The 16,187-nt window shown below is 43.5% G+C and carries 12 protein-coding genes; 10 read left to right on the forward strand and 2 right to left on the reverse strand.

Features of this window, described 5'->3' with window-relative positions:
• The first annotated feature begins 4 nt into the window (after positions 1–4).
• Complete coding sequence (locus tag HGJ91_RS16025; protein WP_291348851.1) at positions 5–2,245, forward strand: cation-translocating P-type ATPase; 2,241 nt, start codon at positions 5–7, stop codon at positions 2,243–2,245.
• On the opposite strand, the gene HGJ91_RS16030 is transcribed toward HGJ91_RS16025, so the two are convergent.
• A complete protein-coding gene (locus HGJ91_RS16030; protein ID WP_291348852.1) occupies positions 2,238–2,711 on the reverse strand; it encodes a transposase in 474 nt (157 codons plus the stop codon). The two genes, HGJ91_RS16025 and HGJ91_RS16030, sit on opposite strands and share 8 nt — an antisense overlap.
• A 263-nt stretch (positions 2,712–2,974) precedes the next feature.
• On the opposite strand from HGJ91_RS16030, the gene HGJ91_RS16035 reads away from it, so the two are divergent.
• Positions 2,975–3,967 carry an MBL fold metallo-hydrolase gene (locus HGJ91_RS16035; RefSeq protein WP_291348853.1) on the forward strand — a complete coding sequence of 331 codons (993 nt, stop codon included), beginning with the start codon at positions 2,975–2,977 and terminating at the stop codon, positions 3,965–3,967.
• A gap of 116 nt (positions 3,968–4,083) precedes the next feature.
• Positions 4,084–4,749, forward strand: a complete 666-nt coding sequence (locus HGJ91_RS16040) for a methyltransferase (protein WP_291348854.1) — start codon at positions 4,084–4,086, stop codon at positions 4,747–4,749.
• Here HGJ91_RS16040 and HGJ91_RS16045 read toward each other — a convergent pair.
• Positions 4,735–5,349 carry a LysE/ArgO family amino acid transporter gene (locus HGJ91_RS16045; RefSeq protein ID WP_291348855.1) on the reverse strand — a complete coding sequence of 205 codons (615 nt, stop codon included), beginning with the start codon at positions 5,347–5,349 and terminating at the stop codon, positions 4,735–4,737. The two genes, HGJ91_RS16040 and HGJ91_RS16045, sit on opposite strands and share 15 nt — an antisense overlap.
• A gap of 217 nt (positions 5,350–5,566) precedes the next feature.
• Between HGJ91_RS16045 and HGJ91_RS16050 the strand changes: the two genes are divergently transcribed.
• The 7 genes from HGJ91_RS16050 to HGJ91_RS16080 all read left to right on the forward strand — a co-directional run bounded on the left by HGJ91_RS16050 (position 5,567) and on the right by HGJ91_RS16080 (position 16,179).
• Entirely contained in the window at positions 5,567–6,193 is a 627-nt protein-coding gene (locus tag HGJ91_RS16050; protein WP_291348856.1) for a DsbA family oxidoreductase, read from the forward strand.
• A gap of 170 nt (positions 6,194–6,363) precedes the next feature.
• The gene (locus HGJ91_RS16055) at positions 6,364–8,580 is read left to right on the forward strand and encodes a cache domain-containing protein (protein WP_291348857.1); all 2,217 of its coding nucleotides are present in this window, start codon (positions 6,364–6,366) and stop codon (positions 8,578–8,580) included.
• Between the two features lie 17 nt (positions 8,581–8,597).
• The gene (locus tag HGJ91_RS16060) at positions 8,598–9,266 is read left to right on the forward strand and encodes a response regulator transcription factor (RefSeq protein ID WP_291348858.1); all 669 of its coding nucleotides are present in this window, start codon (positions 8,598–8,600) and stop codon (positions 9,264–9,266) included.
• Positions 9,267–9,403: 137 nt separating this feature from the next.
• On the forward strand, positions 9,404–11,044 hold the full coding sequence (locus HGJ91_RS16065; RefSeq protein ID WP_291348859.1) for an acyl--CoA ligase family protein: 1,641 nt from the start codon (positions 9,404–9,406) through the stop codon (positions 11,042–11,044).
• Between the two features lie 58 nt (positions 11,045–11,102).
• The gene (locus HGJ91_RS16070; RefSeq protein ID WP_291348860.1) at positions 11,103–12,446 is read left to right on the forward strand and encodes a solute carrier family 23 protein; all 1,344 of its coding nucleotides are present in this window, start codon (positions 11,103–11,105) and stop codon (positions 12,444–12,446) included.
• A 467-nt stretch (positions 12,447–12,913) separates the two neighbouring features.
• Positions 12,914–15,733, forward strand: coding sequence for a sensor histidine kinase (locus tag HGJ91_RS16075; RefSeq protein ID WP_291348861.1), 2,820 nt, complete (start codon positions 12,914–12,916; stop codon positions 15,731–15,733).
• Between the two features lie 74 nt (positions 15,734–15,807).
• Positions 15,808–16,179 (forward strand): response regulator, encoded by a 372-nt coding sequence (locus HGJ91_RS16080; protein ID WP_291348862.1) that lies wholly within the window; start codon positions 15,808–15,810, stop codon positions 16,177–16,179.
• The last annotated feature ends 8 nt before the right edge of the window (positions 16,180–16,187 follow it).

A 16,187-nucleotide genomic window follows, 5' to 3' on the forward strand; every position in this document is an offset into this window, starting at 1 on the left:
TGTGATGAATGAACAGAGCTTGAACCTTCCCGTTACCGGGATGAGTTGCGCTAATTGTGCTGCAAATATTACCAGGACCGTCAGTAAACTGGATGGCGTGACAGATGCCAATGTGAATTTTGCATCGGAAAGATTGCTTGTCGACTATATTCCTTCAATTGTTTCCCTTGACACCATTGTTTCAGAGATCAGAAAAATCGGATTTGATTTGATCGTTGTCGATGAGGGGCAGGATGAAAAAGATGTGGAAGAGATTGCAAGGCATGCGGAAATCAAGGACCAGATGCAAAAATTCATTGTGGGTGTTGTTTTTGCCCTGCCATTGTTCATCATCAGCATGTCAAGGGACTTTGGTCTGATCGGTTCCTGGAGTCATGCGCCCTGGGTGAATTGGTTTTTTCTCTTTCTTGCGACACCGGTCCAGTTCTATACGGGGTTGGATTACTATATAGGTGCCTATAAAAATCTAAGAAATAAAACCACCAATATGGATGTGTTGATTGCGTTAGGATCCTCTGTGGCCTATTTTTATTCACTTGCCATTCTTGTGTTGCCGGGGCTTGACGGGCATGTTTATTTTGAGACGTCTGCCGTGATTATTACGCTGATTAAATTCGGCAAGCTCCTTGAAGCCAGGACCAAAGGCAAAACAGGCGGTGCCATAAAAAAACTGATTGGACTTCAGCCAAAGACGGCCTTTGTCATGGAGAATGGTGAAGAAAAGCAGATTCCCATATCCATGGTTAAACTGGGTGATATCGTTGTGATCAGACCCGGAGAACGGATTCCGGTTGATGGTGTTATTATAGAAGGCAGGTCAGCCATCGACGAATCCATGCTCAGCGGAGAATCCCTTCCGGTTGATAAGGTAAAAGATGATATGGTTACCGGAGGCACTGTTAATGGCGAAGGCCTTTTAAAATTTGAAGCCACTCGTGTGGGTAAAGATACGGCTTTGTCCCAGATTATAAGGCTTGTCCAGGAAGCCCAGGGCAGTAAGGCGCCGATCCAGGCTCTCGCAGATAGAGTGGCCGCCGTATTTGTTCCGGCTGTCATCGGTATTGCTGTGATCACTTTTGGTATCTGGTGGGGAATCACCGGGGAGTTTGTTCCATCCATGATCAGGATGGTAGCTGTCCTTGTGATTGCATGTCCGTGTGCCTTAGGGCTTGCAACTCCAACAGCCATTATGGCGGGTACGGGAAAAGGAGCTGAAAACGGGATTTTATTTAAAAGAAGCGAGGCCCTTGAAAACGCAGCCAAGCTTGAAATGATTGTGCTGGATAAAACCGGTACGATAACCATGGGTAAACCCACAGTGGTCGATCAGATTCCTGCGGAAAATTCCGGCTTATCTTCCAATGAACTTTTGAGCCTTGCCGCATCCATTGAAAAAGGGTCTGAGCATCCCATTGGAAAAGCCATTGTCACCTTTGCACAGGAAAAAGGCCTGGTATTGAAGGATCCGATAAATTTTAAAGCCCACAGTGGTTTTGGCGTAGCAGCGCAGTTGGGTGACTCGATTTTCAGGTTTGGAAAGCCAAGATGGTTTGAACAGGAGTCAGGCATGCCGGATGCCATCCAAGAGTTGATCCATAAATTTCAGGATAAGGGCAGGACCGTCATGGTGCTGGCAAAGGACAAGGATGTGCAGGGGATTATATCCGTCTCTGATGTGTTGAAACCCGAGTCAAAACAGGCCATCAAAGAGCTTCATGCCGAAGGTCTTAAAGTGGTCATGCTGACCGGAGATAATTTACAGACAGCCAGAGCCATTGCCGGAGAAGTGGATGTGGATGATGTGCAGGCAGAGGTCAGACCTGAAGAAAAATCCGGAAAGGTGAAAGCATTTCAGCAAAATACTGTCCTGGTCGGGATGGTGGGAGACGGAATCAATGATGCCCCGGCGCTTGCACAGGCCGATATCGGCTTTGCCATTGGCACTGGAACCGATGTAGCCATTGAAACCGGAGATGTGATTCTCTCGAGCGGGAAGTTAACCGGTATCCCAAAAGCCATTAAAATCAGCCGGAAAACCATTGCCACCATAAAACAGAATTTATTTCTGGCTTTTGTTTATAATATTATTTTGATTCCTGTTGCAGCCGGAATTCTGGCGCCTTTTGACATGTTCCCGGAATTTTTAAGACAGCTTCATCCTATCTTAGCAGCCCTGGCTATGGCCATCAGCAGCATATCGGTGGTGACGAACAGCCTGCGGTTGTATAATGCCGATATCAGGTAGGCTTGATAATTCGAATGTCCGTAGTGCTGCCCATGTTAATAATGATATTTTTATTGGACAACTGGTCTGAGATATCTGACAGAACCATGTCATATTTTTTCAGGGTAAGCCTTTTCCTGAATCTTGAAAATGTCGAACTATCCGGAGCAGCCTCTCCCATGGGCAGGCCGATAAATTTTTTAAATGAAAACCGGTCGTTAATCAGGCTTTCCAGTTCAACATCAGATTTGATTTGAAACCAGTTCCTGAGCAACATACATTTGAACAGCATTAAAGGAGAATAAGCTTGGGGTCCTTTTTTGTTTTTCCCGGTGGGATAGTTTTCCAGCAGGGTGGATTCAATCTGGCCCCATTTTATGCGTTGATCAAGATTTTTTAAATGTTCAAGCGTGTTGTTTCTTGCTTTTTTCCGGGACAGTTCCAGGTCTGAAAATGAAAGGGCCTGTTTGTCGGATTTAAAACTCATATGCCACCTCGCTTGGATTGACGATGCCTATTCATTACCTGAATTAAAAAAAATGTTCAATCATTTCAGGAAATTATTTTTACCCCGACCTCTTCGGTAAATCCATATCCAAACCCTATACGTAATTTTGCTCGTAATTTCAGAAAATCAAAATTTTTTTTTAAATCAAGACATGTTACGTCAAGTGATGTATAGACTGGAATGAAAGATTTGTTCATTTGATTGTGCTTGGCCAAAAATATAATAGAATTTAAGGAAACGCCATGATTGCACTATACATTCTTTTAGTTCTGATCGCTCTTATTGCATTGATTTTTATAAAAAAAATTCTTCAGTTAAAAAAAGGAAAACAACTGGCAGATGCCCAGGTTTCCGGTATGAAAATCAACAAACTATCGTCACCCGGGACCGTCAAAGCACTTTCAATCCTTCCCCTAATTGATTATTACACGGACAACTCGAATTTAAAAACAGAACCCGGTGTCTCCTATCTAATCTCTGCTGATGATACCAAAATTTTGCTGGATGTCGGGTTTAACAAAAAAAAAGAACATCCATCCCCGCTGCTCCATAACATGAAAGCCCTTGGCATTTCTGAAGCTGATATTGATATGATTTTTATCAGCCATCCACACTTAGACCATGTGGGGGGAATGACGGAACAAAAAGAAAAAACTTTCAGTTTGTCCCAGGGCCCTGTGTCGCTGCCGAACCTTCCGGTTTATTCACCAGCTGGTATCTCTGCCTCCAGATGGAACCCGGGTCCTGAGACGCAAGTGATTACAGACCCCGCAGTTTTAAAAGAAGGACTCGTTAGTATCGGCGTCATTCCACGATATTTATTTCTCATGGGCTACACTCTGGAAAACTCCCTGGCCATTAATGTTGCAGGCAAAGGAATCGCCTTGATCATCGGCTGCGGCCACCAGACCATTGAGCGCATCATCGAACGGACCCAGGCCCTGTTTGACGAACCGATATATGCGATTATTGGCGGCCTGCATTACCCGGTCAACGGCGGAAGGATCATGATTGGTCCCATCAATATTCAGCGGATTGTCGGATCAGACAGGCCTCCTTGGATCAGCATCCGAGAATCAGATGTAAAAAGCGCTATTGCAGCAATCAAAAAAGTGTCCCCTAAAATTGTTGCCCTGTCCCCCCATGACAGTTCTGACTGGTGTATTGATCAATTCAAACAGTCGTTCGGTGACACTTATGTGGATGTAAAAGTTGGGAAAAAAATTGTGATTTGAGGGGCGGGTGAAAAAAATTATTGAATTTTCAAGGTCAGCAAAAATCCAACAATCACCCACTTAATCTTACCGCTATGGCTTGAGAAAAGGCAGATAAGCATGTATTTTCCAGCATCATGAAAAAGTCTTCAAAAAACAGGCTGACCCCTCGGCAGGAGTCACTTTTTCCGGGTAGCGGTCTTTTTGATAAAATTGCAAGGGCTGTTTGTCGTGCCGGAACGCTTCCAAGAAAAGAGCTCTATGAAGCATGGGAAATGGCAAAAAGAGTACGTCGAAAATATAGAGGCGGCAGAGTTTTAGATCTTGCCTGCGGTCATGGTCTTTTGGCGCATATTATGCTCATCCTTGATGACAGTTCAAAGACTGCCATTGCAGTGGACAAAGAAATTCCCTTAAATGCAAAAAAATTATCCACAACATTGATCACATCCTGGCCAAGGCTGAAAAACAGAATTATATACAAAGAAGTAGATATCCGGGACATCATCGTCCTTCCGGATGATATCGTGGTATCTGCCCATGCCTGTGGATCTTTAACCGATCTGATTATTGATAAGGCCATTGAACAGCATGCCAGGGTGGCGGTTCTACCCTGCTGTCATAATGTAACCGTTTCTTCCACAGCCGGCCTTGAAGGATGGATGGATAAAACCCTTGCCGTGGATACAGCAAGGGCGGTAAGGCTTAGATCAAAGGGATACAAGATTGTGACCCAGAAAATTCCTGAAACGATCACACCCAAAAACAGGCTACTCATGGGAGAGTATTTAGAAAGCAAATAACCCTTTTAGCACGGACAGGGCAATCACCCACATGGTTATTCCCACAAGGGTATCCAGAATTCTCCAGGAGGATTCTTTTATAAACAGAGGCGCAAGCATCTTTCCGCCGATGCTTAGGGAAAAAAACCAGATAAATGATGCCGTGACAGCACCGGCACCAAAAAAAATGTGACCGGGTTGTTTAAACTGGCTGGATATGCTGCCCAGCAAAATAACGGTGTCAAGATATACATGAGGATTGAGCAATGTTACAGCAAGGGTTGTGAGAACAGCCGCTTTTAAAGATGATTCAGCCTTTTGGTTCACAGAAAGGCCGCCGCCTTTGATAGCGGATCTGAAGGAACCGATCCCATAAATAAAAAGAAAACCAGCCCCGCCAATGCCGGCAATTAATGAAAGACTTTTGCTCGAAGCAATAAGGGTTCCCATGCCGGTTATTCCCAGAATGATGAGCAGAGTATCACAAACAGCACAGATTAAAGGGATAATAATATAATGGTTTTTTCTCACTCCATGGCTTAAAACAAATGCATTCTGGGCGCCAATGGCGATGATCAAGCCGCTTCCGGCTCCGAATCCTTTTAAGAATGTTAACAGCATGTTTTCCCTTTTGTTTTTTTAAGTGACAAGACAACAGGGACAAAATATGCCAACCGGTATATAAAGTAAAATTAATTATTTTTATATATTATTAATATTTCTTATGATTTTTGATAACGACATCCGTATTTATCAAAGACAAAACTTGTTTTGTTTTCTTGTAGATCGTTTAATGATGCTTATATTCACAAAAATAATCGAATCAAAGGAGAACATGATGTCTTCATCTTTGGAGCTTGAAATATTTTCAGACTATGTTTGACCCTGGTGCTATTTCATTACCGGGCGTATTGAAAAACTTGAAAAAGAGTATGGCATTCACATCAAATGGCGGGCGTTCCCCCTTCATCCGGATACACCTGAACAGGGTCGGACCTTGGAAGAATTGTTTAAACACAAAGGGATAACGGTTAATGTGGATAAAATGATGGCGAACCTGAAAGCCACAGCAGCAAAACTCGGGCTTGCTCTGGGGGATAGAAAGATGACTTATAACAGCCGTCTTGCCCAGGAAGTCGGCCTGTGGGCCCAAACAAAGGGCCGGCGGGGGCATAAGTTTCACATGGAAGCATTTAAAGCCTATTTTGTTCAAGGCGTAAATATTGCCCAAAAAGATGTTTTGTTAAACCTGATAGACCGTTCCGGGCTTGATCGCAGGGAAGGCAAGACGGTTATTGAAACACGAGAATTTTCAGATGCCGTGGATTCGGACTGGGAACTTTCAAGAGCAAAGGGTGTCACAGCAGTTCCGACCTTTTTCCTCGGCCTTGACCGGCTTGTGGGCGCGCAGCCTTATGAAGCCCTTAAAAGATGGATCGATAAATACACTGACAAAGCATTATAACCAGTCATATGAGAATTTTTCAGCCTCGCCGCACATCCCTGTCCGACTCTGAGGTGAAATAGTTGATTCCTGCCTTTACTATCTGTTAAAATTGATTTAAATAGGATATGAAATTTTAATGGAGTCATATTGTGAATATGTTTCATCTGTATAGCCGGTTGCGAGGAATAATGAACAATCGGTTCAAAGGCTTGAGTGTCCTGTTCAAGTCTCTTAAGATCCGGTATAAATTTTTTATCAGTTTTTCCGTTATTTTTTTTCTGTCCATGCTTTTGTGCAGCCTCTTTATTTATACATTTGTAAGAAAAAATATAGAGGCAAACATTGAAAATGAACTCAATAATACGACGCAGATGATTCTTAACATGGTAAAAACATCTGTAACGGTTTCCATAAAAAATCATTTGCGGGCTGTTGCTGAAAAAAATAAAGAAATCGTTCGCAGCTTGTACAATCAGTCTATGAACAACAAAATTACCGTATCAGAAGCCAAAAAAAGGGCATCGGAAATAATACTCAGTCAGAAAATCTGCGAGTCAGGATATATTTATTGTGTAGACAGCAATGGCAAGGTGGTAGTCCATCCCCGACCTGCTGTGCTGGGTTCCAATGTTGCGCATTATGCTTTTGTGTCCCATCAGATGGAATCCCGGCAGGGTTACCTGGAATATGAATGGAAGAATCCGGGAGAGACAGTACTTCGTCCTAAAGCCCTTTATATGGCTTATTTTGAACCATGGGACTGGATTATTTCGGTGAGTGCCTACCGTAATGAATTTAACAAGCTGGTAAATGTAGAGGATTTCCGTGAAAGCATCCTTTCGATCAAATTTGGGAAAACCGGGTATTCATATGTGATTGACAGTGAGGGAAAGGCCATTATCCATCCCAAACTCCAAGGGGTTAATATTTTCGATACAGAGGAACTCCCCACCCAGTTTCTTGAATATATGCTGAAAAAGAAAAAGGGGAAATTTATTTACTACTGGAAAAATCCTGATGAATCCGTTGCCAGGCAGAAGCTGGTAATGTTTAACTATATCCCTGAATATCAATGGCTTGTTGCCTCTTCCTGTTACTTTGACGAGTTTTACAGTCCTCTTAATACCATACGTAATTTTATTTTCGGAATTTCTATCATATTTCTTATAGTGATGCTGGCCATTACATTTAAGATCAGCTTGTCCATTACAAATCCCCTGCATGAATTGATGGAACGATTTGACAGTGTAACAGCCGGAGATTTCACAGCTCGTATGACAAATAAATCCACAGACGAGGTCGGGCAGCTGGTTGTTTATTTTAACCGGTTTATGGATCAGCTCGAAACTTATAATGAAAGCTTACAGAACCAGATCCAAGAGCGGCGCATTGCTGAAGAAGCGCAAAGGGAAAGCCAGGAAAGATATTTCTTATTGATGGAGGCGGCACCCGACCCCATTGTAACCTATGACATGAAGGGGAATGTCACTTATATCAATCCGGCGTTTACCAAGGTTTTTGGATGGTCCCTTGAAGAGTGTGCCGGCCAAAGGATGGATCATTATGTCCCAAAGGGAAGCTGGCGTGAAACTAAAATAATGATCAATCAAATTATTTCAGGCGATGTAATCAATAATGTTGAAACCCGGCGGTATTCAAAACATGGCATCGCTGTGGATGTCAGCGTCAGCGGCGCTTCCATTCCGGATCAAAACGGAAAACTGTCCGGGAGTATCATCATACTCAGAGATATCACAAAGTCAAAACTATTGGAAAAGCAGGTGATGCATGCGGGTGACCTGGAGCGCCAGAAAATAGGACAGGACATTCATGATGACCTTTGTCCTCATTTGATAGGAATTGCAAGCCTGGGCACGGTATTAAAAGGCGATCTTGCCGCGCAGGGCCATGAACGCGAAGCGCTTGCAGATAAAATAGTGCTGTTAATCGACGATGCCGTCACCAAGACCCGAAATCTGGCAAGGGGCTTGTGCCCTGTTTACCTGGTTTCACACGGTCTTCAGACCGCACTTGAGGAAATATCTGATGCCTTTAAATATACTCCCGGGATCGAGTTCCGGTTTGAATTAGATGAAACCGTTGTATTCCAGGATAACAGCATGGCGACCCATCTCTATCATATTGCAAGGGAGGCTGTAAACAATGCAGCAAAACACTCAGGTGCTGATATAATTGAACTCTCCTTGTCCAGGGGAAACGGGTTTGTACATCTGTATATTAAAGATAACGGCAAGGGAATAAAGGATACAGGAATAACGCGTGGCATAGGGCTGCAGACCATGGCGTATCGTGCAAAGATCATTGATGCACGGTTTGATATTAAAACCGGCAGTCACGGATCAATAATTCATGTTTACATAAAATATCCTTTAACAATTGCTTAAAAGGAGGCAGTTTCCTGATGAACTCTCAGTTGAAAAATACTTTCAAGATAATGATTGTGGATGATCATCCGATTTTTTGCCTTGGCATGGCAGAGCTGATAAACAAGGAATCCGATCTGGTGGTCAGCGACATTGAAGATACAGCAGACAAAGCATGGTCAGCGATAAAAAAAAATAAACCGGATCTTGTTATTGTTGATATCTCCCTTAAGGAAAGTAATGGGCTTGACCTGGTGGAGGATATCAAAAGGGAATACCCGGGTCTTCCGGTCCTTGTACTTTCTATGTATGATGAAGCCCTGTATGCTGAAAGAGCCTTAATTTCCGGTGCCCGCGGTTATATCATGAAGCAGAAGGCCATTGGGCAGGTTGTCAAGGCCATACACCAATTGCTTTCAGGAGAAATCTACGCAAGCCAACAGATTAAAAATAAAATGTTTAACCGACTGATATCTCACAGCACAACCGGTGAAAAAGTTGGTCTGGAAATATTAACCAATAGAGAGCTTGAAGTATTTCGGCTTATCGGAGACGGCCTTGATTCCAGGGAGATTGCCGTTCGTCTGAATTTAAGCATCAAAACCATAGGAACCCATTGTGAGAATATTAAAAAAAAGCTCAATCTCAAACACTATACTGAGCTTGTAAAATTTGCCGTCCACTGGTCACAAAAAATAAAAAGATAAAAATTGTTTTGTAGGTTATAAACCTATGCCTCCTCAGATTTTCGGCAGTATTAATATGGGGTACTGGCCGATTGAAATCATTGTATCTTGTTGTTAGACAGCATAAGGACAAAAGAAGATTTAAAGATCATCTTTAATTGTTAACAACAAACAAGGAGGAACAAAAAATGCCAGAGCAGAGTGTAAATTATGATTTACTGAGTCCGGTAAAATTTCTCAACCGAAGTGCCGAGGTTTACCCGGACAAGGTGGCAGTGATTTATGGGGACCAGCGCCGCACCTATTCAGAGTTTCAAGAAAGGGTCTTTCGCCTGGCCAATGCCCTGAAAAAAAATAATATAGGCAAGGGTGACAAGGTGGCTTTTGTCTGTCCCAATATTCCGCCCATGCTGGAAGCTCATCATGCCGTTCCCCTGATCGGGGCAACTCTGGTGAGCGTCAACATTAGGTTGTCTGCCAATGAAATCGCCTATATTATTGATCATTCAGATGCAAAGGCTGTTTTTGCGGATAATGAGTTCGGCGGTACGGTTGCCTCAATTCAGTCATCATTGACCAAAGTTGAAACCTATGTCAATATCTGTGATATCGATGATTCAAAGCCCCTTGAAGGAGCGGATTACGAAACATTCCTTGCTTCAGGATCAAACGAGCCGGTTGAATCCGCCATCACGGACGAGAGAGAAATTGCCACCATAAATTACACAAGCGGGACCACGGGACGTCCAAAAGGGGTGATGTATCATCACCGCGGGGCTTATCTGAATGCCATTGGTGAACAGCTTGAGTTCAACACCAGTGCCGATTCTGTCTATCTCTGGACACTTCCCATGTTTCATTGTAACGGATGGTGTTTCACCTGGGGGATAACTGCAATGGGTGCCACCCACGTATGTCTGCGCCAGGTGATTCCGGAAGAGATCTACGGGCTTATTGATTCAGTAGGGGTTACCCATCTGTGCGCCGCTCCCACCATTCTTATCGGAATGTCTGCCTATGCCAAGGAAAATCAGCTGAAGCTCCCGCACCGTCTTGAAATCATGACCGCCGGTGCACCGCCGGCCCCCACAATTATTCAGAATATGGAGAGTATCGGGGCAAATATCACCCAGACTTATGGCCTCACAGAAGTATACGGTCCTCACAGTGTCTGTCAATGGCAACGCAAATGGGATGACCTTGAGCCCATGGAAAAAGCCCGGTTAAAAGCACGCCAGGGCGTGGCATTTATAATCGCCCAATACATGGATGTGATGAACCCTGAAACCATGGAGCCTGTTCCAAGAGACGGGAAAACAATGGGTGAAATTGTCATGCGGGGCAACAATGTCATGCTGGGGTACTACAAAGATCCTGACACCACCAGTGAAGCGTTTAAGGGCGGCTGGTTTCACAGCGGAGACCTCGCAGTAATCCATCCGGATAATTATGTTCAGATTATGGACCGCAAAAAAGATATCATTATCAGCGGGGGGGAAAATATTTCAACGGTTGAAATAGAAAATGTTCTTTACACTCATCCTGACGTTCTTGAGGTGGCTGTTATTGCGGTGCCTGATCCGAAATGGGGAGAAGTCCCAAAAGCCTTTGTGGTTCCACAAAACGGGAGTGATCTTGAAGCCGCTACCCTCGTTGATTTTTGCAAACAAAACATTGCACGGTTTAAGGCGCCGAAACACATTGAGTTTGGTGAACTGCCAAAAACCGCCACCGGTAAAATCCAGAAATTCAAACTCCGGGAAAAGGAATGGAAGGACCACGACCGTATGGTCAATTAGCATTTTTATTACAACGTTGTATAAAAATTAAATTAGTATGATTAAAAAGGAGATCGACATGCCCATTTATAAACGCCAAGACGGCGAAGAACAACCTTACTGGCCCTGTGGCCCTTTCAAACTCAGATTGCCCCTTGTTCATTATCGATTTGAGTCGGTGGAATTTGTTCAGGCCCTTATTCTTTTTGTGGTGAGCCTCGCAATGATACCGCTTTTACAAAAATACCTGGGCCTTCCATATGAGATCGCTCTTGCATATGTTTTTGTCTGCGGTATTGGTTTTATGATACCGGCTTTTTTGGGTGTTCCCATGGTGCCGGGCTGGATTACTCCGGCCATCCCAGTGGTTCTTCTATACCTTGGCCAGTTTGAGCCGGGTCCTGAAGCGATTCAGGCTTTGGTTGCCCTTCAGCTTCTTGTAGCAGCCATTTTTCTTTTGTTAGGAATCACGAAGCTCAGCAGCAAAGTGGTGTTAAACGTTCCTTCCTCCATAAAGGCAGGGATTCTTCTAGGTGCCGGTGTTGCCGCTTATATGGGTGAATTGAAAACGGGAGGTCGTATTCCCAATACACCCATTGCCATTGGTTTGGGGAGCCTGGTTTGTTTTTACATGCTGTTTTCGGTGTCATTTGCAAAACTGAAAAGTAAAAAGGGTTTTGCACAAATAATCGGTAAGTATGGAATGGTTCCTGCCATGATACTGGCCATATTTATCGGCATGATGGTTAAGGAATACCCCATACCGGATATTGAATGGGGGATCACCGTTCCCCAGTTCAAAGGGATGTGGGCATATCTTCCATTCACGGTGGGCTTTCCAAGCGCAGATATGTTTATAAAAGCGATTCCCACTGCCATTATTGCATATATCATCGCGTTTGGAGATGTAATTGTGGGGACGGTTCTGGTTAAAGCAAGCTCTGAAGAAAGCCGGCCTGATGAAAAGATTGATACTGATACCGACAGAATTCACATCGTAACCGGTCTGAGAAATGTACTCCATGCCTTTTTTGCTCCTTATCCGGGTCTTGCTGGTCCCATATGGACAGCAGTAACAGCAACCGTTGCCGATCGTTATCGGCATGGCCGAAAAGCCATGGATTCAATTTTCAGCGGAAGTGGAACCTTCTGGATTGCAGGTTTCCTTTCCTTGTTCATATTGCCTCTTGTGAGCTTTTTTAAACCCTTTCTGCCCATCGGACTGTCTTTAACCATGGTGGTCACCGGGTATCTGTGCATAATTACAGCATTCAAACAGGTCAAGATGCCGGTGGAACTGGGTATTGCCGGAACCATGGCCGTAGTCCTTGCTATGCATGGTGCCGCCTGGGGTCTTGGGGTTGGTGTTGTTCTGCATATCTTTCTTGAAAAGAAATTACAGCCCTCAGCATCTACAGCTTAACCCGTATAAACAAACACTTTAAACCAAAAACCCTTCCCGGAAGACCGGGAAGGGTTTTTTTAATCCCCTTGATTTATTTCCTTTTTTTGTTGTATTCAATAAAGAGCCATAGGTTTTTTCTTCATTGATCAAGACAGAAGTTAAACAAAGGAATGATTTGATGCTTGACAACAGATCAATAACCGGACGATATATCGGGCTTTTTCTGTTGGGTTGTTTTCTGTTTTGCTATCCCGTGCTGACCATATTCAATCTGCCATACTGTTTGTTTGGCATCCCTTTGTTTTTTTTTTATTTATTCTCAGCCTGGTCAGTCTTGATTGTTTTTATTATTTTTTGCACAAAAATTCCAGATACTTTTCAGTCGTCAGGAACTGATACTGGCGTGAATAAGGGAAAACAATCAGGCTGAAGTCAAGATTGCCTGCCTGATTAACCTTAAAAATTTATTTTAGTCCGGGGCAACTATGTTAGAACAGAAAATCATCATTTTTGTTTCTTTCGGATATATGGGGCTCTTGTTTGCCATTGCCTTCTGGGGGGATAAACGGGCTGAAGCCGGCAAAAGCATTATCAGCAACCCCTATATTTATGCCTTATCCCTGGCCGTCTATTGCACTGCCTGGACCTTTTACGGGAGTGTGGGAGCGGCCAGCAGATCAGGTATCACAGGATTTTTAAATATTTATTTAGGCCCTACTCTCATGATGATCCTGGGTTGGCCTGTGCTTAGAAAAATTATCCGTATCAGCAAAGTCAACCGGATTACCTCCATTGCCGATTTCATCGCCTCCCGGTACGGGAAAAGTGCTACCATTGCCGGTGCTGTTACGATTATCGCTGTTCTTGGCATTGTGCCGTACATGTCGGTTCAAATTAAAGCCATATCAACGTCTTTTCAGCTGATCAGTCAATATCCGGACGTTTATATGGCAAAAACCGTAACCAGTCTGCCGGGCATAAAAGACACGGCATTTTTTGTGGCCATGTTGCTGGCATTATTTGCCGTGGTTTTCGGAACCCGCCATCTGGAAACCACTGAACGCCATGAAGGTCTGGTCGCAGCCATTGCCTTTGAATCCGTTGTAAAACTGATTGCCATCATATCAGTGGGATTGTTTATTACCTATGGACTTTATTCGGGATTCGGAGACCTGTTTGCCCAGGCAAGTCGTGTTCCTCAAATAAAGCAGCTTTTTGTTATGGAAGTGAATGCATCCACATTTACAGGGTGGTATAATGCCCTGTTTCTGGCGATGATGGCCATATTCCTTCTGCCTCGTCAGTTCCAGATGATTGTGGTTGAGAATGTGGATGAAAATCATTTAAAAAAGGCTGTCTGGCTTTTCCCCCTGTATCTTTTGGCCATTAACATTTTCGTTATTCCCATTGCGTTTGGCGGCATGTTACATTTTTTTGAACAATGCCTTTCTGAACCCGGCTGCAGAGAGGTTTTACCCGAAACATTCGGCGGTATCCTGAAGTTTGAAAAAGGACAGGTAGATGCAGATTATTTCGCCCTGACCCTTTTAATGGCCAAAAAGCAACAGGGCCTTGCGCTATTTACCTTTATCGGTGGGATGTCTGCGGCCACGGGAATGGTAATCGTCGAAACCATTGCCTTGTCAACCATGGTATGTAATGATCTGGTCATGCCGGTATTGCTTCGCCTTTCTTTTTTAAAACTGGATCAAAAAAGTGACTTAAGCAGGCTGTTGTTGATTATCCGAAGAGTAAGCATATTGCTCATTGTTCTTTTAGGGTATCTTTATTTTCATTATGTGGTTGGATATTATTCCCTGGTTTCCATAGGTATGATTTCCTTTGCAGCGGTTGCCCAGTTCTGTCCGGCCGTGATCGGGGGAATATTCTGGAAAGGCGCGACAAGGAGTGGCGCACTCTGGGGATTACTGACAGGGTTTCTTGTCTGGGTGTATACCCTTGTGCTGCCGTCACTTGCCCAGGCAGGTTTTCTTTCCCTGGATTTGCTCACCCACGGGCCTTTCGGGATTAAGCTGTTAAGCCCTGTCCACCTGTTTGGAGTGGATATTCATCATATGGGATTTAATCAGTATACCCATGCAGTCTTTTGGAGTATATTTGTAAATATTGCATTATTTATCGGCGTTTCTCTTTTTTCAAAGCAAAGCGCGACGGAGCAAAAACAGGCCACACTTTTTGTGGATGTGTTCACGCATTCCGTTGAATCGGAAAAATCGTCTTTCTGGCGAGCTACTGCAGCAGTTGAGGATTTAAGAATGCTTCTTGAAAGATTTTTAGGAAAAAGTCGAACCGATGATGCCCTTGAGCGCTATGCACGGGAATATAATTTTAATTGGGACAAGGATCTTATTGCAGATGCAGGCCTGGTCAGTTACGCTGAAAAACTGCTTGCAGGTGCTATCGGATCTGCCTCTGCCCTTGTAATGGTACGGTCTGTTGTGGAAGAAGAACCTCTGGGTATGGAAGAAATCATGCATATCCTGGATGAAACTCAACAGATTATCATTTACAGCCAGGAACTTGAAAAGGCGACCAAAGATCTTGAGGCAGCCAATGAGCGATTAAAAGAATTTGACCGGCTGAAAAACGAATTTATCTCAACCGTAACACATGAACTTCGAACCCCCTTAACTTCGGTCAGGGCATTGGCTGAAATTATTCAAAATAATCCTGATCTTGATGTCCAAAAACACCATCGGTTTGTCGGTATCATCATCAAGGAGAGTGAAAGGCTTTCCAGGTTGATTAATAATGTTCTCGATTTCCAAAAGATTGAATCCGGTCAGATTCAGTGGCAGATGACGCGGCTTGATTTCAGAGAAGTTATTGAGGATTCTATCTTTTCAACCAGTCAGTTGATTGAAGAAAAAAATATAGATTTAACACTTGATATATCAAATCAAGACGGTTTCGTATCAGGAGATAAAGACCGCCTTATACAGGTAATGGTGAATCTGATTTCCAATGCCGTCAAATTTTGCGATCCCGGATATGGCAAAATTCAGATCGGGATGTATACAGAGACCATAAAAACAGGTGATAAAGAAAATCGTTATTTAAAAGTTTTTGTTAAAGACAATGGTATTGGTATCAGCAAAAAGGACCAGGATATTGTTTTCCAGAAATTTCGTCAGGCGATTGCCGGTTCAAAGGGAAGACCTGCCGGAACAGGTATTGGATTGACAATTACCCAGCATATTATTGATTCTCACGGCGGCAGAATCTGGGTGGAAAGTGAATTGGAAAAAGGCGCAACTTTCTTTTTCACGCTGCCTTTGCTATAATAACCAGACCACAAAGCAAAATCCTTTAATACGCTCATCGAAATTTATTCTGACTGTAAGATAAAGGGGGAAAAATGAAGAAAAAGATATTGATCGTTGATGATGAACCCAATATTATCATACCTTTAGAATTTTTGATGAAGCAGAATAATTACGACGTTCAGACTGCTGAGACCGGAGAAAAAGCTCTGGAGTTGATATCAAGCTGGAAGCCGGATCTGATCTTACTGGATATTATGTTGCCGGGGATGGATGGATATGAAGTGTGCCAGAAAATTCGGCAGGAAAAAAAATTCAATCAAATCAAAATCGTTTTTTTATCTGCCATGGCCCGTTCCATTGATATTGCAAAAGGCATGGGTCTTGCTGCGGATGATTACATCACCAAGCCCTTTGCCACAGACTATGTGGTTAGCAAAATTAAAGAATTACTGACAGACACATAACAAATTGT

The organism is Desulfobacula sp. (genome assembly GCF_014237455.1).
Lineage (GTDB): Bacteria > Desulfobacterota > Desulfobacteria > Desulfobacterales > Desulfobacteraceae > Desulfobacula.